At 67.2% G+C, this 24,474-nt stretch carries 21 protein-coding genes; 7 read left to right on the top strand and 14 right to left on the bottom strand.

Translation table 11 applies throughout. From position 1 onward, the window contains the following. Window positions 1-16 precede the first annotated feature (16 nt). The 3 genes from RSO01_RS08460 (at window position 17) to RSO01_RS08450 (ending at window position 2,830) form a co-directional block, all read left to right on the top strand. Entirely contained in the window at window positions 17-1,198 is a 1,182-nt protein-coding gene (locus tag RSO01_RS08460) for an LLM class flavin-dependent oxidoreductase (protein ID WP_170302930.1), read from the top strand. Window positions 1,199-1,211: 13 nt separating this feature from the next. Further along, complete coding sequence (locus tag RSO01_RS08455) at window positions 1,212-1,832, top strand: NIPSNAP family protein (protein ID WP_147148146.1); 621 nt, start codon at window positions 1,212-1,214, stop codon at window positions 1,830-1,832. Window positions 1,833-1,945: 113 nt separating this feature from the next. Then, window positions 1,946-2,830: a TauD/TfdA dioxygenase family protein gene (locus RSO01_RS08450; protein WP_147148144.1), complete on the top strand. Its 885-nt coding sequence runs from the start codon at window positions 1,946-1,948 to the stop codon at window positions 2,828-2,830. A gap of 7 nt (window positions 2,831-2,837) precedes the next feature. On the opposite strand, the gene RSO01_RS08445 is transcribed toward RSO01_RS08450, so the two are convergent. The 8 genes from RSO01_RS08445 to RSO01_RS08410 form a co-directional block, all read right to left on the bottom strand. After that, a complete protein-coding gene (locus tag RSO01_RS08445; RefSeq protein WP_147148142.1) occupies window positions 2,838-3,143 on the bottom strand; it encodes a hypothetical protein in 306 nt (101 codons plus the stop codon). Window positions 3,144-3,195: 52 nt separating this feature from the next. Further along, window positions 3,196-5,316, bottom strand: coding sequence for a xanthine dehydrogenase family protein molybdopterin-binding subunit (locus RSO01_RS08440; protein WP_147148140.1), 2,121 nt, complete (start codon window positions 5,314-5,316; stop codon window positions 3,196-3,198). Further along, entirely contained in the window at window positions 5,313-5,789 is a 477-nt protein-coding gene (locus RSO01_RS08435) for a (2Fe-2S)-binding protein (protein ID WP_147148138.1), read from the bottom strand. The genes RSO01_RS08440 and RSO01_RS08435 overlap by 4 nt, the downstream gene beginning before the upstream one ends. A 70-nt stretch (window positions 5,790-5,859) precedes the next feature. Continuing rightward, the gene (locus RSO01_RS08430; protein WP_170302929.1) at window positions 5,860-6,759 is read right to left on the bottom strand and encodes an LLM class F420-dependent oxidoreductase; all 900 of its coding nucleotides are present in this window, start codon (window positions 6,757-6,759) and stop codon (window positions 5,860-5,862) included. A gap of 187 nt (window positions 6,760-6,946) precedes the next feature. Next, on the bottom strand, window positions 6,947-8,191 hold the full coding sequence (locus RSO01_RS08425) for an LLM class flavin-dependent oxidoreductase (protein WP_170302928.1): 1,245 nt from the start codon (window positions 8,189-8,191) through the stop codon (window positions 6,947-6,949). A 4-nt stretch (window positions 8,192-8,195) separates the two neighbouring features. Further along, complete coding sequence (locus RSO01_RS08420) at window positions 8,196-8,978, bottom strand: alpha/beta fold hydrolase (protein ID WP_147148132.1); 783 nt, start codon at window positions 8,976-8,978, stop codon at window positions 8,196-8,198. 99 nt (window positions 8,979-9,077) lie between these two features. Next, complete coding sequence (locus RSO01_RS08415) at window positions 9,078-9,797, bottom strand: LytR/AlgR family response regulator transcription factor (RefSeq protein WP_147148130.1); 720 nt, start codon at window positions 9,795-9,797, stop codon at window positions 9,078-9,080. Next, window positions 9,782-10,858, bottom strand: a complete 1,077-nt coding sequence (locus RSO01_RS08410; protein WP_147148128.1) for a sensor histidine kinase — start codon at window positions 10,856-10,858, stop codon at window positions 9,782-9,784. The genes RSO01_RS08415 and RSO01_RS08410 overlap by 16 nt, the downstream gene beginning before the upstream one ends. Window positions 10,859-11,109: 251 nt before the next feature. On the opposite strand from RSO01_RS08410, the gene RSO01_RS08405 reads away from it, so the two are divergent. Continuing rightward, window positions 11,110-14,526: a Calx-beta domain-containing protein gene (locus RSO01_RS08405; protein WP_246158221.1), complete on the top strand. Its 3,417-nt coding sequence runs from the start codon at window positions 11,110-11,112 to the stop codon at window positions 14,524-14,526. A gap of 66 nt (window positions 14,527-14,592) precedes the next feature. After that, window positions 14,593-16,818, top strand: coding sequence for a Calx-beta domain-containing protein (locus RSO01_RS48910; RefSeq protein ID WP_246158219.1), 2,226 nt, complete (start codon window positions 14,593-14,595; stop codon window positions 16,816-16,818). Window positions 16,819-16,980: 162 nt separating this feature from the next. Here the strand turns inward: RSO01_RS48910 and RSO01_RS08395 are convergent, their stop codons facing one another. Then, complete coding sequence (locus RSO01_RS08395; protein ID WP_147148126.1) at window positions 16,981-17,412, bottom strand: hypothetical protein; 432 nt, start codon at window positions 17,410-17,412, stop codon at window positions 16,981-16,983. Window positions 17,413-17,571: 159 nt separating this feature from the next. On the opposite strand from RSO01_RS08395, the gene RSO01_RS08390 reads away from it, so the two are divergent. Beyond that, window positions 17,572-19,209 (top strand): GMC family oxidoreductase, encoded by a 1,638-nt coding sequence (locus RSO01_RS08390; RefSeq protein WP_147148125.1) that lies wholly within the window; start codon window positions 17,572-17,574, stop codon window positions 19,207-19,209. A 4-nt stretch (window positions 19,210-19,213) separates the two neighbouring features. Continuing rightward, window positions 19,214-20,305: a carboxylesterase family protein gene (locus RSO01_RS08385; protein ID WP_147148123.1), complete on the top strand. Its 1,092-nt coding sequence runs from the start codon at window positions 19,214-19,216 to the stop codon at window positions 20,303-20,305. Between the two features lie 126 nt (window positions 20,306-20,431). On the opposite strand, the gene RSO01_RS08380 is transcribed toward RSO01_RS08385, so the two are convergent. The 5 genes from RSO01_RS08380 to RSO01_RS08360 all read right to left on the bottom strand — a co-directional run bounded on the left by RSO01_RS08380 (window position 20,432) and on the right by RSO01_RS08360 (window position 24,471). Beyond that, entirely contained in the window at window positions 20,432-21,511 is a 1,080-nt protein-coding gene (locus RSO01_RS08380; protein ID WP_246158214.1) for an ROK family protein, read from the bottom strand. 95 nt (window positions 21,512-21,606) lie between these two features. After that, window positions 21,607-22,161: a hemerythrin domain-containing protein gene (locus RSO01_RS08375; protein ID WP_170302927.1), complete on the bottom strand. Its 555-nt coding sequence runs from the start codon at window positions 22,159-22,161 to the stop codon at window positions 21,607-21,609. Between the two features lie 63 nt (window positions 22,162-22,224). Then, complete coding sequence (locus tag RSO01_RS08370) at window positions 22,225-22,833, bottom strand: alkylhydroperoxidase domain protein (RefSeq protein ID WP_147148116.1); 609 nt, start codon at window positions 22,831-22,833, stop codon at window positions 22,225-22,227. After that, on the bottom strand, window positions 22,830-23,423 hold the full coding sequence (locus tag RSO01_RS08365) for a CMD domain protein (protein ID WP_147148114.1): 594 nt from the start codon (window positions 23,421-23,423) through the stop codon (window positions 22,830-22,832). The genes RSO01_RS08370 and RSO01_RS08365 overlap by 4 nt, the downstream gene beginning before the upstream one ends. A gap of 10 nt (window positions 23,424-23,433) precedes the next feature. Beyond that, on the bottom strand, window positions 23,434-24,471 hold the full coding sequence (locus RSO01_RS08360) for a putative FMN-dependent luciferase-like monooxygenase (protein ID WP_147148112.1): 1,038 nt from the start codon (window positions 24,469-24,471) through the stop codon (window positions 23,434-23,436). Window positions 24,472-24,474: the final 3 nt, after the last annotated feature.

Genomic DNA, 24,474 nt, shown 5'->3' with positions numbered 1-24,474 from the left:
CCGGGAGGAACAGGCCATGATCACCAAATTCGACAGTTCGTATGTCGGCTCGGTCGACCTGGAAGATGCCGGCTATCTCGGCAAGCCGATCAACGACCGGTGGTATTCCAACGAGGAACTGGCCGACGTCATGCACAAGACGGTGGCCTATGCCAAGCAGATGGACCGGCTGGGCTACGACACCTTCTGGATGGCCGAGCACCATTTCCAGCCGGAGGGGACGGAGTGCATCCCCAACCTGCTGATGATGGCGACGCACCTCTGCGGCGTGACCAAGAACCTCAAGATCGGCTGCGGCTTCAATATCGTGCCGATGTGGCATCCGCTCCGGCTGGCGGAAGACTATGCCATGGCCGACATCCTGACCGGCGGACGCGTCATCTTCGGCATCGGCCGCGGCTATCACACCCGCGAGGTCGAGACCTTCGGCTCGCCGCTGATCGACCAGGACGCCAACCGCGAACTGTTCGAGGAAGGCGTCGACGTCATCTTCCGGTCCTTCAACGAGGAGCGCTTCAGCCACAAGGGCAAGTACTTCACCTTGCCGCCCGAGGTGCCCTATCGCGGCTACACGCTGAAGGAACTCACCCTGGTGCCGCGGCCCCTGCGCCTGCCGGTCGAATGTTGGCAGCCCATCCAGAGCGGCTCGCAGCGCGCCTTCGACTTCATGGCCAAGTACGGCATCTCGGGCGTGATCGGCGGCGGCTCGGCCGAAGGCGGCGCCGTCGACCGGCACATGGCCGAGTTCCGCGCCGCCTATCAACGCCGCGGCATCGAGCTCAAGCCGGGCGAGCGCCTGGCGCTCGGCTACCAGTTCTGCATTGCCGAAAGCCGCGAGGCGGCGATCGCCAAGGCAGGCAAGTTCTACGAAGAGAACATGAAGATGTTCGGCGAGCTCAGGCTGGTGCGCGCCATCACCGACCAGCAGATCGCGGCGATGCGCGATCCGAGCCTGGTGCCCAGCACGAAACTGCCGCGCATCGAGGATGCAGTGAAGGCGGGCGGCTTCCTGGCCGGCACGCCGGCCGACATCATCGAAGCGCTGAAGACGGTCGAGGAGCGCTATCCCGGGCTCGAGCGGGTCATCTGCACCATGCCGCTCGGCACGCATCTGGCCGACACGCTGGAACAGCTCGACCGCTTCGCCAAGGAAGTGATCCCGGCTTTCCGGCCCGCGCGGGCCGCCGCCGCCGATTGAAAAGGAGAGACTGATGATCTTTGAAATGCGGACCTATCTCATGAAGCCGGGCAGCATCCCCAAGGTGGCGGAGGCGTTCGGCGCGGGCATGCCGGCGCGCACCAAGCTGTCGCGCTTCGGCGGCTTCTGGCACACCGAGGTCGGCACGCTGAACCAGATCATCCATGTCTGGCCCTACAAGGACCTGAACGAGCGCGACCATACCCGCGCCGAGGCCGTGCGGACCGGCGTGTGGCCGCCCAAGATCCAAGACCATATCCTGGAGATGGAAAGCAAGATCCTCCATCCCGCGCCGTTCTCGCCGCACTTCGAGCCGGGCGAGCACGGCAGCATCTATGAGTTCCGCACCTACACCTACGGTCCGGGCAACATCCCCAAGGTGATCGAGGCCTGGACGCCGCTGATCAAGGCACGGTCCGCGATCTCGCCGCTGGTGTTTGCGGGTTTCACGGACATCGGCGCGCTGAACCAGTGGGTCCATGTCTGGGCCTACAAGAACATGGCCGACCGCGAGACGCGCCGCGCCCAGGCGATGAAGCCCGGTGTCTGGCCGCCGCCGCGGCACGAGAGCGTGACCCTGCTCAAGCAGGAGAACAAGTTCGCGGTGCCGGCGAGCTGGTCGCCGCTGCGTTAGAGATTCGTTGCAATGAGTTTATTGTCATCCTGAGCGGAGCGAAGGATCTCATGCCGGTTGCAAGCGGCGATGAGGTCCTTCGCTTCGCTCAGGACGACTGATTGGAGGAGTTCATGACCATCTCCATTCGCCAGGTCGGGCCGTGCTTCGCGGGTGAGGTCGAGGGCGTCGACATGCGGCGCCCGCTCACGAAGGACGAGGTCGCTGCCATTCATGCCGGCATGGACAAGTACGCCGTGCTGGTGTTCCGCGACCAGGACATCGACGATGGCCAGCAACTCGCCTTCACGCAGAGCCTGGGCGATATCGAGCATGCCATCGGCACCAGCCTGCGCGCCGCCAACGAGACCCGCCTGCCGACGACCTTCGCCGACGTCTCCAATCTCGACAAGAACAACACGCCGTACCCGCGCGACGACCGTCGCCGCCTGTTCGCCATCGGCAACCGGCTGTGGCATTCGGATTCCTCGTTCAAGGTGGTGCCGGCCAAGTACTCGCTGCTGCATGCCATCTCGATCCCGTCCAAGGGCGGCAACACCCAGTTCGCAGACATGCGCGCGGCCTACGATGCGCTCGACGACGAGACCAAGGCCGAGGTCGAGAACATGGTCTGCGAGCACTCGCAGATGTACTCGCGCCAGATCATCGGCTTCTACGACTTCACCGACGAGGAGCGCGAGCGCTTCAGGCCGGTGCGGCAATGCATGGTGCGCGTCCATCCGGTGACCGGACGCAAGTCGCTCTATCTTTCCTCGCACGCCGGCAGCATCGTCGGCTGGCCAATGCCAGAGGCGCGCGGCTACCTGCGCGACCTGATCGAGCACGCTACCCAGCGCGAGTTCGTCTACACCCACAAATGGCGGATCGGCGACCTGGTGATGTGGGACAACCGGCAGACCATGCACCGCGCCCGCCCCTTCCCGGCCCACGAGCCGCGCGACATGCGCCGCACGACACTGGCCGGCGACGGGCCGACAGCGGTTCAGGCGGCGGCGTAGTACACTGCTACGGCTTGCCGGGGCAGGTCGTGGTGACCTTCTTCGTACACTTGGGGGTGACGCCGCCTTTGGGCGCCAAGCACTCGTCGCCGCACGGGGTTTCGTTGGGGCGGCAGTGACGCGTGCAATAGTCTCCCGGATACCGCTGAGGACCGGTCTGTTGCTGCCCGCCCTGCGGCTGGGACTGGGGCGGGGCCTGCGCCAGTAACACGTTGCCTACGGACTCCGCATCGGCGTCCGACCACGGCATATCGGCGGCGGCAAGGACCGGCATGCTGAGCAAGGCAAACAACAAGACCAGCACGCGCATCATCCAATCCCATTCCTCTTCGTCACCAAGGTGCAGAAGATATATCAGCTGGCGGTCAGGCTTTCAGCAACGCAGCCATAATGCGATCACGAGTGAGCGGCATGTCGTGAATGCGCACACCGAGCGCATGATTGACGGCATTTCCGATGGCGGCGGCAGTCGGCCCGACCGTGCACTCGCCAACGCCCAGCGTGTGATTGCCGGCGCCGTCGACGAACTCGACCTGCATCTCGGGCACTTCGCTGAAGCGCAGGATGGGATAGCTCTCCCAGTCGCGCGAGGCGATGCCCTCGGCGTCGAGCTTCACCTGCTCCTTCAGGGTCCAGCTCACGGCCTGCACGATGCCGCCCTCGAGCTGGTTGCGCGCGCCGTCGGGATTGACCACCAGGCCGGCGTCGGCGACGCACCACACGCGATCGACTTTCACCGTCTCCTGCACAGTGACGGCGGCGACCACGGCGGCATAGGCGGCGCGGTTCTTGTAGCGCGCGACCGCCAGGCCGAGGCCCTTGCCGGTGCCGGAAGGCCCGCGCGAGGCCCAGCCGGCGCGCTCGGCCACCAGCTCGACCAGCCGCCGGGCGCGCGGCTCGGACAGGATGGACAGGCGATAGGCGACGGGATCCTCGCCGGCCCGTGCCGCCAGGTCGTCGATCAGCGATTCGATGGCGAAGACATTGGGCAGCGCGCCCAGCCCGCGCAGCGCCGAGGTGCGCACCGGCGGGCGCACCACGAGATGATGCAGGATGCGATGCGCCGGCACGTCGTAGATTGGCACGGCATTGCGCGTGCCGCCGCCGCCACGCTCTTCCGACGGATCGAACGGCGCGACCTCGGGCGGCGGAGCGGCGAGCGCCTCGGACGCCAGCAGATAGCCGCTGCCGGTACCGGGACGCTGGACGTGGGTCGGGCTCCAGATCTCCGTCGTCCAGTCGGCGGGGCGGCCGCGCTCGTCGAGATCGACATGCAGCGTCACCAGCATGGCGGGACCGACCGGCTCGAAGCCGAACTCCTCCTCGCGACGCCATTGCAAACGGATCCAGCGGTTCGGAATGCGCATGGCGACAAGTGCGGCGTCGAGGGCCGCATCGTCGGCGCCGTTGTGGCCGTAGCAGCCCGCGCCATGCAGGTGCTGCGCCGTGATCGCCTCGACCGGCAGGCCGAGCACGGCGGCGAGGTTCTTGCGCAACGGGTGCATGCCCTGGCCATGCGAGCGCACTGTCAGGTGTCCGTCGCGGAACTCGGCCAGCGCGCAGGACGGCGACATCGAGGCGTGTGCGATGTAGGGCCGCGACACCGTCATCTGGACCAGGTGCTGGGGCGGCGTCGCGGGCGCAGGCCAGGCGCCGATGCGTCGATCGTCGCTGGCCTGGCCTTTCAGCCAGGCCGCTTCCTGATGGGCGGCCTCGAGATGGCGGACATTGTCCCATTTGGCGTGCGCCGGCGCAGCGGCGGCGGCCGCCTGGGCGACGCTCTCGATCGGGCTGACGAACGCCACGAAGTTGGCTTCGCGGACGATCTGCAATTCACCCTTCGCGGCACGGCGAATCGCCGCCTCGTCGAGCGACGCCAGGGTGGCGCCGCGGTTGGGCTGGCGCAGCGTGCGGGCGTGCAGGACATCCTTGGGCAGGACGTCGTGGACGAAGGCCGCACCGCTGAGCTTCGCCGGCAGGTCGAAGCGCGGCACGCTCTGCCCGACGACCCGATAGGACGAGGCCGGCTTCACCGGCGCCGCGCCGGTCACCGCCTGGGTAAGATCGATCTCGCCCGCAACGGTCCAGTAATCCTGGCCGGTCGCGGCACCGTTCTGAAGGAACTGGCCGTCGACCACGCTCAGGTCGTCGCGGCTGCAGTTGAGGCGAAGTGCTGCACGCTCCAGCGCCTTGGCCCGCACCTCGGCGCAAACCAGGCGCACCGAGCCGCCGGATACTTCGACCGACAGCGACGACGTCGTGTAGAGCTCGTCCGGACCGTTGGTCGTATCGCCGGACAGCACGACGACGCGATCGATCGGCAGGTCGAGTTCCTCGGCGGCGATCTGGCCGATGGCGGTGACGACGCCCTGCCCCATCTCGACCTTGCCGGTGGCGATGCGGACGGTGCGGTCGGGCTGGAAATGGATCCAGCGGTCGAGGCGCGGATTGTCCAAAAGGCTTGCCGGCAGCGGACGCGCGTTCATGCCCGGCCTCCGTTGCGCAGGGTGGCCGCCGCGCGTTCGACGGCCCGCAGGATGCGCTGATGTGCGCCGCAGCGACAGAGATGCCGGTCGAGGGCGGCGACGATGTCGCCGCGGCTGGGCGCGGGATTGCGGTCGAGCAGCGCCTTGGCCGACATCACGATTCCGCTCAGGCAGTAGCCGCACTGGCCGGCCTGCTCGTCGAGGAAAGCCTGCTGCAGGGGATGCGGCCTGGCTGGCGTGCCCAGGCCCTCGACGGTCGTGACCTTGCGGTCGGCCACCGTGCCGACCTCGCGGGTGCAGGCGTAGGCGGGCTGGCCGTCGACCAGCACTATGCAGCTGCCGCACTGCTCCAGACCGCAGCCGTAGCGCGTGCCCATCAGGCCGAGATGATTGCGCAGGACGTCGAGCAGCGTCGCCGTCTCCGCCGCCTCGACGCTCTTTGGCTCGCCATTGACCGTGAATGCGATGGCCATGCGGTCCTCCCCTCTTGCCGGACCGCGGGCCTCCAGGCCCGCTCAAGTGAGGTCCGCGCTCCGGCAAGACTTATAGAAGGTCGGCGACGGCCTTGCGATAGCGCGTGATCGCGTCGAGGTGCTCGGCGTAGCTCCTGCCGGCGATACGCTTGTGATGGTTGCTGACGTAGGTGGTGTGGACGGTGGCGTGGGTAACGCCCGCCTTCTTCCAGAAGCCGATCTCGCGCCGCCAGTCCTCTTCCTTGCCGATGCCAGGCGACACCCAGACCTCAAGCCCGACCGAAGCGGGATCGCGGCCGGCGGCACGGATCAGGCCACGCAGCTTGTCGAAGGCTTTCAGCGCCTCGTCGCCTGCCGGATAGGCGAGCGGCATGAAGCCGTCGCCGTACTTGGCGGCGCGCCGGAAGGTCGCCTCGGCATGGCCGCCGAACCAGATCGGCACCCGGCCCGATTTGGGCCGCGGGTTGATGCCGCCGTCGTCGAGCTGATGGAACTCGCCCTTGAACTTGATATGCGGCTCGGCCCACAGCGCCTGCATGAAGCGCACCTGCTCCTCGGAGCGCTTGCCGCGGGTGTGGAAATCCATGCCCAGGCCCTGGAACTCGATCTCGTTCCAGCCGACGCCGATGCCGAGGCGAAACTCGCGGCCCTCGCACAGCGCGTCGAGGCAGGCCGCCTGCTTGGCGACGAGGGCGGCCTGGCGCTGCGCCAGGATCACAACGCCCGAGGCGAAGCCCACCTTCTTGGTCACGCCCGCCAGGAAGGCGAACAACACGAACGGGTCATGATAGGCGGTCGCCGTGGTGCCGACGCGCTTGCCGCCGTAGTCGACGTTGGGATTACCGCCCAGCACGTGGTCGGGACCGAGCAGGTAGCTGAAGCCCAGCCCTTCGGCGGCCTGCGCATAGTCACGCAGGACGGTCGGGCCGGCGCCGATGTCACCGACCGGTAGAGATGCACCGAGAATCATGGTTGGTCTCCCCACTGAGCCGTTCATTCTCCTCCCCCGCTTGCGGGGGAGGATACAGGAGGGGGAAGGCTACAGGGCCGGTGTCGCCCGTTACAGATCGGAATGATCTCTTCCCGGAGAGATCGGCTTTGAGGCTTTTCCCCCTCCTGTATCCTCCCCCGTATGACGGGTGAGGACCCGAGTTGCCCTACTCCGCCGCAGCCGCCTTGGCGGGCTTCAGGTCGGTCGAATACTTCAGGTGCACCGGCGCGTTGGAGTCGAACGGGCTGTTGAGGTCGAGGCTCTTGGCGATCTCGCGGATCGCCGGGAAGACCTCCTGGCCCATCAGCCGGATGCAGGTGAGCGAATCCTCCTGGCTGACGAACCCGTCATTGCCCCACAGCGCCAGGATGCCCGGACGGGTCTGCTCGAGGATGCGCTTCAGCTTCTTCACCACCTGGTCGGGCGTGCCGTAGATGATGCGCAGGTCCTCGACCTGCTGCTCGAAGCTGGTGTTGCCGCGCGGATTGATGGCGCGGCCGGCCGCGAACTCGACGAAGGCGCGGCGGTTGGTGGGCGAGCCGTAGCCCGACGGCGTGCTCCACACCGGATGGGCAAGCCCGGTGAACTCGCCCTGCATCCAGCGGAACTGCTTGGCGTTCTCGCGCGCCTTGTCCTCGTTGTCGGAGATGTGGACCTGGATCAGGTAGCCGCGATTCTCCGGCCCGCCGACATAGCCGGTCTGCAGCGCCACCTGGTCATAGAGCTCCCAGATCTTCTTGGTCTGCTCGATCGAGGTGTTGAGCGCGATGTAGGGATAGCGCTGCTGCGCCGCCCACACGATCGTCTCCTTGCTGATCACGCCCGGGATCCAGACGCGCGGATAGGGCTTCTGCAACGGCACCGCCCAAGGGTTCACGACGCGATGCTGGTAGTGCGTGCCCTCGAAGCGGAACGGCCCGGTCCTGGTCCAGGCCTGCGTGATCAGATCGTGCGCCTCCTCGAAGCGCTCGCGGTTGAAGGCCGGGTTGACACCGGTGGCGAGCTGCTCCTGGCCGCCGCCGCGCACGAAGCCCGAGACCAGCCGGCCCTTGGAGATCATGTCGATCATGGCGAGCTCTTCGGCCAGCCGGATCGGGTTCTCCGCCAGCGGCAGCGGATTGCCCAGCATCACGATCTTCACCTTCTTGGTCATGCCAGCGAGGATGGCGGCGAAGATGTTGGCCTTGGCCTGCATGCAGAACGGCGCGTTGTGGTGCTCGTTCAGCATGATGCCGTCGATGCCGACCTCCTCGGCCAGCATGTATTGCTCGATGTAGTTATTGTAGAGCCGCGATCCCGCGACGGGATCGAAATGCTTGTTGGAGAACATCAGCGCCGTGGCGCCGAAGTCGCGGCCGGCCTTCTCGTCGTAGGCCGACATGGGTTGCTCGGTGAAATACATCAGGTGCATGGCGTCACCTCCCGGCGATGAAAGCACTGACAAGCTTGGCGAGCATCTCGGGCTGCTCCATGTCGACGCAGTGCCCGCACGCCTTGACGATCTCGAACCTGGCATTGGGCAGCGCTTCAACATAGCGCTTGCCCGCGCTCACCGGCACGACCTTGTCGTCGTCGCCCCATACGACCAGGGCCGGAGCGCGCATGGTCTTCAGGATATGGGGCAGCGTCTGGCTGTACATGTAGGGCTTCCAGGCGATGCGGAAGCTCATCTCGCGGCAGATGTCCCACATCTCGAGCTGGTCGACCGAGGGCTCTGCGCCATAGACGCGGTCGAACGCCTTCTGGTCGTGGAAGCCGGCGCGGGCGTAATCCATATAGCCGGTGATGGCGAGATCGAGGATGTCGCCCTGCGGCGGCTTGATGCCCATGGCCCCGACCAGCACCAGGTGCGAGAGGTCGGCCGGTCCCATGGTCGCCATCTCGGCCGCAATCCAACCGCCGAAGCCCAGCCCGACCAGGGCCGGCTTGGCGACCTTCAGCTCGCTGAGCAGGCCGCGGTAGATCACGGCGATGTCGCGCACGCTGCGCATCCAGTCGGGGCGCACCGAACGGCTGTAGCCGGGATGATGCGGGACGATCACGTCGTGGTTTGCCGCCAGCGCATCGTAAAATGGCAGGTCGTCGAGCGTGCCGGTTTCGTGATGCAGGATCAGCACCGGCTGCCCCCGGCCGCCGCGCTTCACGTGGAGCGTGGTCCCGCCGGCTTCGATGGTGGAACTCGCCCAGTCGACCGCCATGCTCGATTTCCTCCGCCTATTGCGAGGATCGTTGCAACCGGAGCTAGACGAGTCAAACTTGCGGTCCCGCAGGGCGGACTCCGCGAAGAGGAGGCCTGCTTACGCCTCGTGGCCCAGGGCCTCGCGCAGGCGCGCCGCCGCGGCGCGCCCCAGGGTCAGCGCTTCTTCCATCCCCTGCAGCATGATGCGCGCGCTCTCGCGCGACTGCGTCTCGATGCGGCGCAGCCGGTCGCGATTGACGATCAGCGACCGTCCCAGCCGCAGGAACGGCGGCGACGGCAGCAGCGTCTCGAAATGGGCCAGGGTCCGCCAGATCATCAGCGCCGGCTGGTCGGCGACGAAGACATGGGTGAAGTCGCCGTCGGCGCGCACCGCCACGATTTCGTCGGTCTGGGCGAGCAAGGTGCGCTTGGGCGTGCGTAGCGCAATCACGCCGCGGCCGCCGGCGGCCTGCATCTCGCCGAGGGTGAGCTGGCGTTCGACCCGCGTCAGCGATTCGGCCAGCCGCTCGGGCGCCACGGGCTTCAGCAGATAGTCGACCGCGTTGACGGCGAAGGCTTCGACCGCATGCTCGGCATAGGCCGTGACGAACACCACGATGGGCGGCTTGTCCAACGTCGCCAGCAGGTCGAAGCCGTCGCCGCCGCCGAGCTCGATGTCGAGGAAGATCATCTGTGGCTGGGTACGCTCGATTTCCTGCACGGCGTGGGTCACGCCCCCGGCCTCGCCGACGATCTCGACATCGGGATGGGCGGACAGCAGCCGGCGCATCGCCTGGCGAGCCAGATGTTCGTCGTCGACGATCAGGACCCGGAGCACGGTTCGCCCTCCAGCGTGAGCGTGGCCACCACCTTGTTGCCGTCATCGCCCAGCGTGAAGGCGTGACGGCCGGGATAGTGCAGATCGAGGCGGCGCCGGACATTCTCCAGACCGATGCCCGACCGGCGGCGGCGCGAACCGGCCGTCTCTTCGAGCGTACCGGTGTTGTCGATCTGGATGTGCAGGGCATCGCCCTCAGCGCGGATGTCGATATGGACGTCGAGGCCGTCCTCGCGCCGGCCATACTTGACGGCGTTCTCGACCAGCGGCTGCAGCAGGAAGCTCGCGATGCGCCGACCGCCGGCAGCATGCTCGACATGGATCCGAGTCCGCAGCCGCTCGCCGAAGCGCGCCCGCTGCACGCCGAGATAGGCCGACAGGCCCTCGACCTCGGCGTCGACCGTCACGATGGTCTGGTTGATACCGTCGAGCGAGTTGCGCAGGTAGGTGGTGAGGTTGCGCAGCATGGCGAGGGCGGCGGCCGGATGCTCGGGGATTTCCTCGGCCACGCCGTTCAGCGCGTTGAACAGGAAATGCGGATCGAGCTGCAGGCGCAGCTCCTCGAGCTCCAGGCGCAAGGCCTCGGCCTCGGCACGCACCGCGTGCTGATGCTCGGCCTGCTCGGCCATCTCGGCATGGATCCAGAAATAGCAGAGGCTCCAGCCGGCCAGCGTCAGCGTGTAGTGGATCCACGGCACCACCACGGCCTCGAGAGCCCCCCAGTAGGGCATCTCCCAGTCCAAGGCCCGGCGAAAGGCGAAGACGACGGCGACGACGATGGCCGCCGCGCCGGCCGACAACACGCCGATCAGCGCGATGGAGTGCGGTGTCAGGCGATTGCTCAAGGCTTGCGACGTGTAGACCGTGCGCATGCCTGCCGAGACCACCACCAGGCAGGGCGTGATCAGGAGCGTGACGCTGAGCGCAACGCCGAAGCTGCGGTAGGTCAGCAGTCGATTGACGAGGTCGACGAGGAAGAACAGACCCCAGCCGACGATCTGCGCCCGCCAGAACACCGACAGGCGGCCCGTCCACCAGGCGCCGACCGTTCCGGCAGCCATGCTGAGCACGTTTTCGCGCAAAATCGCGGTTCCGGCTTGCCCCCAAATGACCGTCCAACGGACGGCAGATCGCATGAAAATCCATTTGGCGGCGGCGGGCAAGCCAGCGGTCACAATTAGGCCACCGATTTGCCGACTTGGTTCACCGATTAATCTGCCTGCTTCACCGAGAGTCGGGCCGCGCCCCAATGCCGTCCTGCGATCGACATGACATATCGCCGTGACACGGCGACGCAGCAGCAGGAGCGGGGATGGCGACCATCAACTACACGGTTGGCGACAACTGGGGTTCGGGCTTCGTCGGCAACATCAAGGTGCCAGGCGGCACTTCGGGGCTGCATGGCTGGACCCTGGAGTTCGACGCCGCCTTCGACATATCCAACATCTGGGGAGCGGAGATCGTCTCCCATGTCGGCAACCACTATGTGATCCGCAACGTCGCCTGGAATGCCGACGTGGCGGCAAACAGCCAGGCAAGCTTCGGCTTCGAGGCCAAGGCCGGCTCGGGCGGCACGACCGCCACGGGCTTCACCCTGAACGGCATGACCGACACCCCGACCCCGCCGCCGGTCGTGGTCCCGACCATCTCCATCGACGACGCTTCGATCACCGAAGGCGACAGCGGCACGAGCCAGCTCACCTTCACGGTCAAGCTCTCGCAGGCCGCCACGGGGCCGGTCACGGTCAGCTACTCGACGGCCAATGGCACGGCGACGGCGGGCTCCGACTACAGCGCGCTCACCGGCACCCTCACCTTTGCCGCTGGTGAGACCACCAAGACCATCACCGTGCCGATCACCGGCGACACCACGGTCGAGGCCGACGAAACCTTCACCATCAACCTGGCGAACCCGTCCGGCGGCACCATCGCCGACGGCGCGGCGACCGGCACGATCGTGAACAACGACGTGGCGCCGCCTCCGCCGGCGACCGGCGGCCTGTCGCTCGACTACGACATCGTCAGCAACTGGGGCTCGGGCTTCACCGCCTCGATGGCGGTCGGCGCCGGCAGCGCCGCGCTCAACGGCTGGACCGTCGCGTTCGACGCCTCGTTCAACATCACCAGCATCTGGAACGCCACGATCGTCAGTCACGTCGGCAACCACTATGTGGTGAAGAACGCCGACTGGAACGGCAGCGTCGCCGGCGGCAAGGAGACATCGTTCGGCTTCCAGGCAACGCCGGGCAGCGGCGGCACGGCGGCCGCGGGCTTCACCATCAACGGCACGGCCGTGGGCACCGATCCGGCGCCGTTGCCGACGTTGTCCGTGGCCGACGCCACGGTGGCGGAAGGCAACAGCGGCACGCACGACCTCGCCTTCACGGTGACCCTGTCGGCCGCGGCAACGGGACCGGTGACGGTGGCTTACGCCACCAGCAACGGCACGGCGACGGCGGGCAGCGATTATACGGCGGTCAGCGGCACGCTCACCTTCGCCGCCGGCGAGACCTCCAAGGTCGTGCATGTGCAAGTCGCGGGCGACACAGCCGTCGAAGCCAACGAGACGGTGACGCTGACCCTGTCGTCACCGGGCGGCGCCACCATCGTCGATGGCACGGCCGTTGGCACCATCACCAACGACGACACGGCGCCATTGCCCACCCTGACCGTCGCCGACGCGACAGTCAGCGAAGGCAACAGCGGCACGCGCAACCTCGCCTTCACCGTCTCGCTGTCGGCAGCGGCGACGGGCCCGGTCACCGTGGCCTACGCCACCAGCAATGGCACGGCGACGGCAGGCAGCGATTACACCGCCGCCAGCGGTACGGTCGCCTTCGCGGCCGGCGAGACCTCCAAGGTGGTCAACGTCCAGGTGGCAGGCGACACCGCCGTCGAGGCCAACGAGACCCTGACGCTGACCCTCTCCTCGCCGACCGGTGCCACCATCGTCGACGGCACGGCGGTCGGCACCATCACCAACGACGACACGGCCCCGCCGCCGAGCCTTGCCGTTGCCGACGCCACGGTGACAGAGGGCAACAGTGGCCAGCGCAACCTCGCCTTCACCGTCACGCTGTCGGCGGCGGCGACGGGCCCGGTCACGGTGGCTTATGCGACCAGCAACGGCACGGCGAGCGCGGGCAGCGATTACACCGCCGCCACCGGGACCGTCACCTTCGCCGCCGGCGAGACGTCCAAGGTGATCAACGTCCAGGTGGCAGGCGACACCGCCGTCGAGGCCAACGAAACCTTGACCCTCACCCTGTCGTCACCGAGCGGCGCCACCATCGCGGACGGCACCGCGATCGGCACCATCACCAACGACGACACCGCACCCCTGCCGACCCTTGCCGTCGCCGATGCCACGGTCAGCGAAGGCAACAGCGGCGCCAAGGATCTCGCTTTCACCGTCTCCCTGTCGGCGGCGGCGACAGGCCCCGTCACCGTGGCCTACGCCACCAGCAACGGCACGGCGACGGCGGGCAGCGACTACGCCGCCGCCACCGGAACAGTGACCTTCGCCGCCGGCGAAACCTCCAAGGTGGTGCACATCCAGGTCAGCGGCGACACCGCCGTCGAGGCCAACGAGACCCTGACGCTGACCCTGTCGTCGCCGACCGGCGCCACCATCGCCGACGGCACGGCCACCGGCACCATCACCAACGACGACACGGCGCCGCTGCCGACCGTCAGCATCTCCGACGCCTCGGTCGTCGAAGGCAATCCCGGCCAGAGCAGCGGCGGTGGCGGTGGTGCTGCAGCGGGCTGGTTCAGCACCTCGGGCAACCAGATCGTCGATTCGGCCGGCCATTCGGTGCAGATCGCCGGCGTGAACTGGTTCGGCTTCGAATCCTCGAACCTGGCGCCGCACGGTCTGTGGACGCGCGGCTACAAGGACATGATGGATCAGATGAAGGACCTCGGGTTCAATACGATCCGCCTGCCCTTCTCCAACGACACGATCCACAGCACGGCGACACCCAACGGCATCGACTTCTCCAAGAACCCCGATCTGCAGGGTCTCACGGCCATGCAGATCATGGACAAGATCGTGGACTATGCCGGCGAGATCGGGCTGAAGATCATCCTCGATCATCATCGCAACGATTCCGGCCCCGGCCCCTCGTCCAACGGCCTGTGGTACGACGCCCAGCATCCCGAATCGCAATGGATCTCCGACTGGCAGATGCTGGCGACGCGCTATGCCAACGATCCGACGGTGATCGGCGCGGACCTGCACAACGAGCCCTACAACGGCACCTGGGGCGGCGGCGGGGCGACCGACTGGGCGGCCGCGGCCGAGCGCGCCGGGAACGCCATCGGCTCGGTCAATCCCAACTGGCTGATCTTCGTCGGGGGCGTCGCCAACTATCAGGGCCAACCCTACTGGTGGGGCGGCAACCTGATGGGCGTGCGCGACCGGCCGATCGACCTCAACCTCGACAACAAGCTGGTCTATTCGGCGCACGACTATCCCAACTCGGTGTGGGCCCAGCCATGGTTCCAGGGCAGCGACTTCCCGGCCAACCTGCCGGCCAAGTTCGACCAGATGTGGGGCTACATCTACAAGGAAGGCATCGCCCCCGTTTACATCGGCGAGTTCGGCACCAACCTCACCGATCCCAAGGACGCGCCGTGGCTGGAGGCCATCACCTCCTACCTGGCGGGTGACCTCGACAACAACGGCACGACCGATATCCCGGCCGGGACCACGGGCGTCAGCTAGACCTTCTGGTCGTGGAACCCCAACTCGGGCGACACCGGCGGCATCCTGGCCAACGACTGGCGCACGGTGAACCAGAACAAGATGGCGTACCTGACGCCGATCGAGTTCGACCTCGACACCGACGCGTCGTCCGGCGGCTCGACGGGACCGCACGCGACGTTCGTGGTGACGCTGTCGGCGACGGCGACCGAGACGGTGACGGTCGACTACCACACCGTGACAGGCACGGCGGGCAGCGCCGATTTCACCGGCGCGAGCGGCACGGTGACCTTCGCGCCCGGCGAGACCAGCAAGACCATCACCATCGCCATCTCGCCGGATGTGCTGGTCGAGGGCAACGAGCAGTTCACCGTGGTGCTGGGCAACCCGCATAGCGCCACCATCGCCGACGGCACCGGCGTCGGCACCATCGTCGACGACGACACGGCGCCTCCGCCCGTCGTGCCGACGCTCACCATCAACGACGCCTCGATCACCGAAGGCGACAGCGGCACCAACCAGCTCAGCTTCACCGTGAAGCTGTCACAGGCCGCCAGCGGCCCGGTCACGGTCAACTACTCGACCGCGAACGGCTCGGCGACGGCGGGCAGCGATTACACGGCGGTGACCGGCACCCTCACCTTCGCCGCCGGCGAGACCACCAAGACGATCGTCGTGCCGATCACCGGCGACACCACGGTCGAGAGCAACGAGACCTTCACCGTCAGCCTGGCGGCCGCCTCCGGCGCCACCATCGCCGACGGCTCGGCAGTCGGCACCATCGTCAACAACGACGTGGCGCCACCGTCCACCGGGGACCTCGAGGCCCATCTCACGCTGGCCGATTCCTGGAATAGCGGCTTCAACGCCAATATCGTCGTGCACAACGACGGCAGCTCGATGTCGGGCTGGCAGATCGTGGTCGAGATGCCCAACCAGATCACCGACATCTGGAACGCCCAGATCATCAGCCACGAAGGCAACAGCTACGTCATCGGGCCAGCCTCGTGGAACGGCACGCTGGCGCACGACGGCGAGACCAGCTTCGGCTTCGTGGCGTCGGGCGCCTACAAGGCCTCGGCGGTCCACGTCCACGGCGTCGGCCAGGACGATGTGCCGGACGCGGTTCCCACCGTGCCGACCGCGCTGGTCCCCAGCGCGGTGTCCAGCACCTCGACCGTGCTGAGCTGGGAGGCTTCCAGTGTGCCGGGCGGCGGCTTCGTCACCGGCTACGCGATCTTCGCCGACGACCATCAGATCGGCAGGACGACCAGCACCAGCTACCGCGTCACCGGCCTCACCGCCAACACCGACTATCACTTCTCGGTGGCGGCGATCGATGGAGCGGGATCATCGGAACACGCCGCCGCGATCACGGTGCACACCACGGTGACGCCGCCGCCAGGCGACGACGGCCACATGTTCTCGCCCTATATCGACATGGCAATGGACAACGCCGCCGATCTCGCGGACATTTCTGCGGCGTCGGGCATCACGAATTTCACCCTGGCGTTCGTGCTCGCCTCCAACGAGGGCATCGGCTGGCAGGGCTGGGGCGGCATCGACGACGACACGCTCTACAACGGCACGACCATCCTGGAGCACGTGCAGGACATCCAGGCGGCCGGCGGCAACGTCACCATCTCCTTCGGCGGCGCCGCCGGCACGGAGGCGGCGCTGGCCGCGACCACCGCCTCGCAGCTGCAGGCCGAGTACCAGTCGGTGATCGACCGCTACCATATCGACTCGATCGACTTCGACATCGAGGGTGCGGCCGTGGCCAGCCAGACCTCGCTCGTGCTGCGCGACCACGCGATCGCGGGGCTGCAGGCTGCCAACCCCGACCTGAAGGTCTCGTTCACCCTGCCGGTGCTGCCGACCGGCCTCACCGCCGAGGGCCTGCACGTGCTGCAGCAGGCGATGGCCGACGGTGTGCACGTCGACATGGTCAACATCATGACCATGGATTACGGCACGTCGGTCGACAACAACGGCCAGATGGGGCTTTCGGCCATCCAGGCCTCCGAGGCGACGCAGCAGCAGCTCGCCTCGATCGGCATGAACGCCAAGATCGGCATCACGCCGATGATCGGCGTCAACGACATCGCCTCGGAGGTCTTCAAGCTCTCCGACGCGCAGATGCTGGTCGACTATGCCAAGAACGATCCGGATGTCGCCATGCTGTCGATGTGGTCGGTGGCGCGCGACAACGGCAACTCGGCCGGCGCCAACCACGCGTCGTCCGACAGCAGCGGCATCGCGCAGAACCCGTACCAGTTCGCGAGCATCTTCCACCAGTACGACGTTCTGTAAAGAACGTCATCCCGACCGGAGCGAAGCGGAGTGGAGAGACCTGTTTTGTCGCAGCGCCGACAAGATTAGGTCCCTCGACTACGCCGCCCGCTGGGCGGCTTCGCTCGGGATGACGATGTCTATTGCATCAGCCAGCCCTATCGCATCACCGGCGCGCGCTTCTCAAGTGCCCATGGTGAACAACAGCCAAGTCCCTGCTCCCAGCCAGGACAGCAGTCCGAGCCAGCACAGCGACCAGAAGGCCGCGACGACTCGCTTGCCGTTCCTGTTCCAGTAAGTGTTGGGATAGAAGATCACCATCAGCTCGGCGGCGATCCACAGCGGAAAGAACGCCAGGGTGATCGGGAATTCCCGCCGGATCGACCGACGGATGCCGTCTGAGCGCTCGTAGCCGGCGCGCGACACCGGCGACCAGTCGGTCGAATGGGTCGGGTACGGTTCGGCCTGCGGGGCCGGATCGATGAGGTCCGACCAGCTCAGGCCGTTGGCCCGCAGCATCTCATTCGATTTCCGGATCGCGATCAGGGCTTCCGCGTCCCGGTCGCTTTCGGTCATCCGCAGCAGCCGGATCAGCCGCTCCCTGTCGATCGTCACACTACGCTCCGCATTCTCCGCAACTGTATCATGGCGGTACGCCCACGCGGGACGAACCAACGCACGCAGATTTGTTGCGAAAGTATCAACGGGCGGGACGACCCCTCCTCCGGTGAGGTAATTGCCGAACCGGCCGACTTGCCGCACATTCGTCATCGCATGGAAACTTTCGATTATGTCATCGTCGGCGCGGGATCCGCCGGCAGCGTGCTCGCCGCCCGGCTGAGCGAGGACGAGAACGCCATGGTCTGCGTGCTCGAGGCGGGGCCCTGGGACTGGCACCCCTTCATCCATATCCCAGCCGGCTTCATGTACACCCTGGTCAATCCCAAGGTGAACTGGCTCTACAAGTCCGAGCCCAGCGAATGGACGGGCGGACGGGCCATCGCCGCCCCGCGCGGCAAGACCCTGGGCGGATCGAGCTCGATCAACGGCCATATCTACAATCGCGGCCAGCGGCTCGACTTCGACGGCTGGGCGCAGCGCGGCAACCGCGGCTGGGGCTATGCCGACGTCCTGCCCTACTTCCGGCGCAGCGAGCGGCGGGTCGGCGAGGCCGACGACACCTTCCGCGGCCGCGACGGCAACCTGCCGATCACCGACCTGGACTGGCGTGACCCGATCTGCGAGGCCTTCATCGAGGGCGCCGTGCAGATGGGCATTCCGCGCAACCGCGACTACAACGGAACGATGCAGGCCGGCGTGAGCTACGTGCAGCGCATCATCCAGAACGGCATGCGCAAGAGCGCCGCCCGCGGCTACCTGCATCCGGCGATGAAGCGCCGTAACCTTACGGTCCGCACCAACGCCCATGCGACGGAGATCGTGCTGGAGGGCAAGCGCGCCGTCGGCGTGCGCTACCGCAAGGGCGGCCGCGGCGGCGCCGAGGTTGAGGTGCGGGCGCGACGAGAGCTGATCCTGAGCGGCGGCACGGTGAACTCACCGCAGCTGCTGCAGGTCTCCGGCATCGGCCCGGCACCGCTCTTGAAGTCGCTGGGCATCACCGTGAAGCACGACCTGCCGGGCGTCGGCGAGAACCTGCGCGACCACTACGCGCCGCGCTTCGTCGCCCGGGTCAAGAACGCCGAGACCATCAACGAGAAATCGCACGGGCTCAAGCTGGTGAACGAGGTGCTGAAATACGCCTTCACCCGCAAGGGCATCCTCTCCCTCAATCCGACGCTGATCTACGTGTTCTGGAAGTCCGACGAGCGCGTCGACAATTACGACCTCCAGCTCACCTTCACGCCAGCCTCCTACAAAGAAGGCGTGCAGTCGAAACTCGACGACTTCCCGGGCATGACCATCGCCTCCTGGCAGCAGCGGCCCGACAGCATCGGCTACGTGCGCGCCCGCTCGGCCGATCCGTTCGAGCATCCGGTCATCCAGCCCAACTACCTGGCGGCCGAAAGCGACCGGCAGGTGCTGCTGGCCGGCATGAAGCTCGCCCGCCGCCTGCTCTCGTCTCAGGCGCTCAGCAAGTACTACGATCGCGAGGAATTCCCGGGTCCGCAGGCCCAGTCCGACGACGACCTGCTGACCGCCGCCAAGCAGCGGGGCACCACGACGTTCCATCTCATGGGGACCTGCCGCATGGCGCCGGACAACGATCCGACGGCGGTGGTCGACGACCAGCTGCGGGTGCGCGGCATCGAGGGCCTGCGCGTGGTCGACGCCTCGATCATGCCGACCATGCCGTCGGCCAATCTCAACGCCTCCGTCCTGATGATCGCCGAAAAGGCCGCCGACATGATCCGCGGCAAGCCGCCTCTCGAGGCGGCGCTGTTGAAGGACTGAACGGGTGAGCGACGCCGAGAACGAGCCGGCCCTCGATCTGGTCAGCCGGCTCGTGCCGGCGACGCTCAAGGGATTGCATGCCCTGGAATTCGCCGGCCGGCATGTCTCGCCGACGGCTCTGCCGCAGCTGATCGACGCGATGAGGGGCCGCGACGACGCGGTGAAGGCAGCGCTGGCCGATTCGCGCACACTCACCTGGCCCGACCACCTGCAGCCGGTACGGGCCTGCCTCGAGCCGGCGGCCGAGGCAGTCGCCGAGGGGATCGCCGCCCTGCGCTCGGCGGCCGACGAGCCGCAGCCGATCGTCGCGGCCTATCGTGGCCTGCGCAATTACGCGCGCGCTGCGCAGGCGATCTATCCCCTGGCGGCATTCTTCCGGCCGATCAGTCAGTTCTTCCTGGAACAGGCGGCGCGCGACGATCACGATTTGCTGGCGAAGCTCGCCTCCGTCGATCCGGGGCGCGACAAGGTGGGCGCGATGCACGCCGGCGGGCCGCCGGGCACGCGCGGCGCATTCTCGCTCTACGTTCCGGAGACCTATGACGAAGGCCGCGCCCATCCGTTGGTCGTGGCACTCCATGGCGGCAGCGGCAATGGCGGCGCCTTCCTGTGGAGCTGGGTGCGCGAAGCGCGCACGCGCGGCTTCATCGTGCTGGCGCCGACGGCGATCGGCTCGACCTGGTCATTGATGGATCCCGACACCGATGGGCCCAGCATCGATCGCATGGTCGATCAGGTCGCCGGCGAGTGGAACATCGACACCGGCCGGCAGCTCCTGACCGGCATGAGCGACGGCGGTACGTTCAGTTACGTGCTGGGCGTGCGAGGCGGCTGCCGGTTCACCCATATCGCGCCGGTCGCGGCCGCCTTCCATCCCATGATGCTGACCTTCGCCAGCGAGGACCGCCTGCGCGATCTGCCGATCTATATCGTGCATGGGGTCCAGGATTGGATGTTCCCGGCCGCGCTCGCGCGCCAGGCCGAGCAGACGCTGGGCGCCGCCGGCGCGAAGGTGACCTACCGCGAGATCGCCGACCTGTCGCACACCTATCCGCGCGACGAGAACGGCGCGATGCTGGACTGGTTCATGTCTTAAGGGAGCGCGGGCCTCCTCACGTCATCCTGAGCGTAGCGAAGGATCTCATGCCGATTGCGAGCGGCGATGAGAGATCCTTCGCTACGCTCAGGATGACAGGAGGCCAGAGGCCGGCGGTCCGGAAGACTATGAAGGCGAGCGCTCATCCGTCCGGTTGGTGAAGCGAGCGTTGCCCAGCCCGGTGCCGACGGTGAGCACGCCCCAGCGCCGGACGTCGGTCATGTTCGGGACCTCGCTCAGGCCCTGGACCACCGCGTCGTTGTGCATGACGACCACGGGCTCGTGCCCTTCCAGCCGCGGCAGGCGGTGAGTCAGCTCGTGGGCCAGGTTGAAGCCCTCGCCCTCCCAGTTGCCCGGCAGGTTCTGGCCGCCGCTCATGATCACGCCGCGCTCGTCGATCAGGCCGGGGCAGCCGACGCCGACGAACGGCGCCAGCTTCAGCTTCTCAGCCGTCGCGAGATCAATCAGTTCCTGGGCCATCTTGGCCATGCGCTCCAAGGCCTCCTCGCGCGTCGGCTCGTCGTCGCGGTGGCGCCAGTGAAGCAGCTTCCAGACGGCGGCCTTCGACACGTCGCCCTTCTTCTTCATCTTGAGGTCGACGACGCCGAGACGGAGGTTGGTGCCGCCGATGTCGGCCGCCAGGATGGCATCGTGACCGGCCAGCACCCAGCTCGGCGCAAGCTGCACCGCACCGATCAGGCCGGCCTTGTCGGGATGATTCGAGATCGTCTTGAGCTCGACGGAGATGTTTTCGCCGGCCAGCAGAACGGCGGCGCGGCCCATCGCCAGCTCGCCGATGTGGCTGGCGCTCAACCCGCCGCCGACGACGATGCGCTCGGTACCATGCCAGTCCTTTAGACGCAGGAAGCGACGCACCACGGTGGCAAGCTCGACGGCGAATTCCTCGACCGCGGTATGGACCAGCCCGGCGGCAAGCGGATCGCCGGCAGCCAGAACCTTGTCGAGCTTGGACTTGGAGATCTCACGCGTCGGCGTGTCGCCGAACGGGTCCTCGCCCTGAGCACGCAGCTTGTCGCGCCAGTCCTCGAGGATGTCGCGAAAGGCGCGGCCGCTGGCGCGATCGCCGACGAAACCGTCCTCGTCGCGAAGCTCCTCGTTGTAGGTGTCGACCGTCACCGCCGGCAGCACACGCCCGCCGTGGCTCAGCACCGACGAAGGCGGCACAGGTTCGGTACTGTCTTGCACGATGCCATTGTCAGGAATTGCCCGCCTCCTACCGCGCATCACTGAGCGCGGTCACAGCAGGGCAACGGAACAGCAGGGCCGGGGTTGCCTGCGGGCTAACGGCCGCTCATGACCTTGCGGGCCTGGCGGACCCGCTCGCGGTCGATCGGCGCCGTGCCGAGCTCGGTCCGGCGGGCGGCCATGCGCTCGCCGGTGCCCAAAAGATCGAGATGCGAATGGCGCAACCGCGGGAAGAGGACCTCCTCTTCCTGCTTCATCAGTTGGCCGGCCTGCTCGAACAGCACCGTCACCGTGGAATCGAACGACGGATCGTCGGCCGACATGGCTTCGATCTTCTCGATCAGATCCTGGATGCCGTCGTGCTTGACCGCAGCCTTGCCCAGCAGCTCCTTGTCCTTGCCGGCCAGCACGGCATGGGCGGCGGGATAGAAGACCTCGTGCTTGATTGCCGCATAGCCCTCGAGGGCATGGCAAAGCCGCAGTGCCGCCTTGCCCTTCTCGACCGAGTCGGCGGTCTTGCGCACGCGCTCATATTCGCGGGCAAGCTTGTCGATCTCGTTGTGCTCGGCTGTCAGGAGAACCAGGGCGTCGTGGGCATTTTCCGCCTTGCCGCGCTGGGCGTGCGCGGCCTTCTTGCGCGCAACCGTCATCATTCCCTCCGCTGGCTTCGGACGCCCGGAGTCAACGGAACGTTTGGGGAAAGGTTGCCTCGCCTAGGCCTTTTCCGGCGCCGCCGGCTCGCCCAGGGACAGCATCAGCCGGTTCGCCCAGTTGAAGAACGAGGCGGCATTGATGACGTCGACGATAGACGCCTCGTCCAGCCCGACCTTGCGCAGGGCATCGACATGCTCGGGCCCGAAGGTGATGGGCGTCGAGGTGAGCGCCACGGAAGCGGCGACAATGGCGTTCCAGCGGGCGTCGAGGTCGGTATCCACGCCCTTGTCGAGCAGGCGGTCGACATCCTCGACGCGCTTGGAATAGGTCGCGGCAAAGCGGGCATGCACCGAGGCGCAGTAAATGCAGCCGTTGAAGCGAGACGTGGCGGCGGCGGCGAGCTCGCGTTCGGCGCGCGGCAGGCCCGCCTCGGGATTGTAGAAGATGTCCTTGTCGGTCTTGGTGCGGTGCTCGAGCACTTCGGGATCGCGCACCAGCAGACGGAAATAGGCCGACTTGGCGCGCGCCGCGTCGACCAGCCCCGCCATGTGGCGCGCCGTCAGGTCCTGCTCGGCCATCGGCTCGAGCCAGGGCAGCCAGTCGAGCATGTCGCGCGTGAACACCACGGGCTCGACATGCGGCGGCGTCGATAGGACCTTGTCGGTCATGCGGGCCTCGCTTTCAGGACGCGCAAACCGGCGACGACCCTGATCTGGTAGGAGAGGAAGGCGACGAGCTGGGAGATCACCACGATGCCCGTGGTCGACCAGCCGGCATCGACCAGCGCCTGCAGATAGGCCGGCGCTGAATCGCGCGGATGGAACACCAGCATGTGCGTGTGCTCGAATGCGGCGGCCAGACGCGCGCCGAGCGCGCTCTTCTCGGCAGCGCCGATCTTGAACACGGGACCCGCCTGATCTTCAGCGCTGAGCGGCCCCTTGGGATAGTGGCCGTACGGCCCCTGCCCCTTCGCTGCCTTCACGGCAGCGGCGATCGCATCCTTCCAGGCAGCCGGCGCGCCGGCTTCAGCCAGCGCTGTGCCATAGAAGGTCTCCATCTCGGGCCGGCCATGCAGGCCCGCGACGAAGCAGGCGATGGCGATGCGCTCGACCTTGCTGGCGTCGGCTTCGCTGAGCGGCTTGAACAGCGAATCGTAGCTCGCCTGGGCGTGCGTGCGCGCCTGCAGGCGCCCATTGCGGATCGCGTCGAGCGGCGATCCCGGCGCAATGCCGGCCAGCGTGTCGATGACGTCTGACATTGTTTCCCTTCTAGGCCACGCGCCGTTCGGCGGCCGCCTTATCGCTGCGCACCCAGCCGAGGGCCGGCGCCACCTGCTCGGCCATCAATTCGATGGAGCGCAGGATGAACGGATGCGGCGGGTCGATGGAGTGGACCTGCATGGTGAGATCGGTGGCGCGCCTCAACGTGTCGTCGGCCTGCAGCGAGGCGACCACCTGCTCGGGCGTGCCGAGGTGCACGTCGAAGGCTGCCACAAGGTCGCCAACCAGGCTGCCCGACGACAGGTTGCCCGTCGCGGCGAGCCGGTGGCGCATCCGGGTCGCCCCGATCTCGGCCAGGCGCATCGCTTCCTTGGCATCGTCGGCAATGAACACCGTGCGCGAGGCGAGGATGCGCGGCTCGCGCCCCTTGGGCAGCGCCTCGAGATAGGCGTCGATCATGGGGTTCTGGATGTCCGACAGCAGCGCCTTGGGCGCGTCGGGCGAGCGCGGCTGGGTGCGCGACAGCATCAGGCCGTCGCCGGCGAGGCCGGCGCGGCGCGCGCCCTCGACGCTGAAGGTCGCCTGCCAGATGCGATCGACCAAGGTCGGGCTCGCGGGATAAAGCTTGTCTCCACCCGGCAGCGTGCCACCGCCCCAGGCGGTGCGCATCAGCTCGAGATTGCCGTTCATCAGCTTGTGGCGATCGTTGGCATCGAGCCCGAAGGCGGTGAAGGCCGTCAGGTTGCCGCCCGGCCCAACGCCCACTTCGAGGCGGCCGCCCGACAAGAGATCGGTGACGGCGGCATCCTCGGCGACACGCACCGGCAGCTCCAGCGGCAGGGTGACGATGCCGGTGCCCAGCCGAATGCGCGAGGTCTGCACCGCCGCCTGCGCCAGGAACACGAACGGCGCCGGCAGGCCACCCTCGCCCTCATGGAAATGATGCTGGGCGATCCAGGCCGAATCGAAGCCGCAGTGCTCGGCGTGCCTGATCTGTTCGGTTGCCAGCCGATAGCGCTCGGCGGCGCTGGCCTGGTCGAGCAGACGGGTGAAAAAGCCCAGCTTCTTGGGCGTCGTCGTGGTCATCAG

It is taken from the genome of Reyranella soli (assembly GCF_007992495.1).
In the GTDB taxonomy this organism is placed as follows: domain Bacteria; phylum Pseudomonadota; class Alphaproteobacteria; order Reyranellales; family Reyranellaceae; genus Reyranella; species Reyranella soli.
Note: the sequence above shows the minus strand (reverse complement) of the source record. Positions and strands in the feature narration are given on the sequence as shown.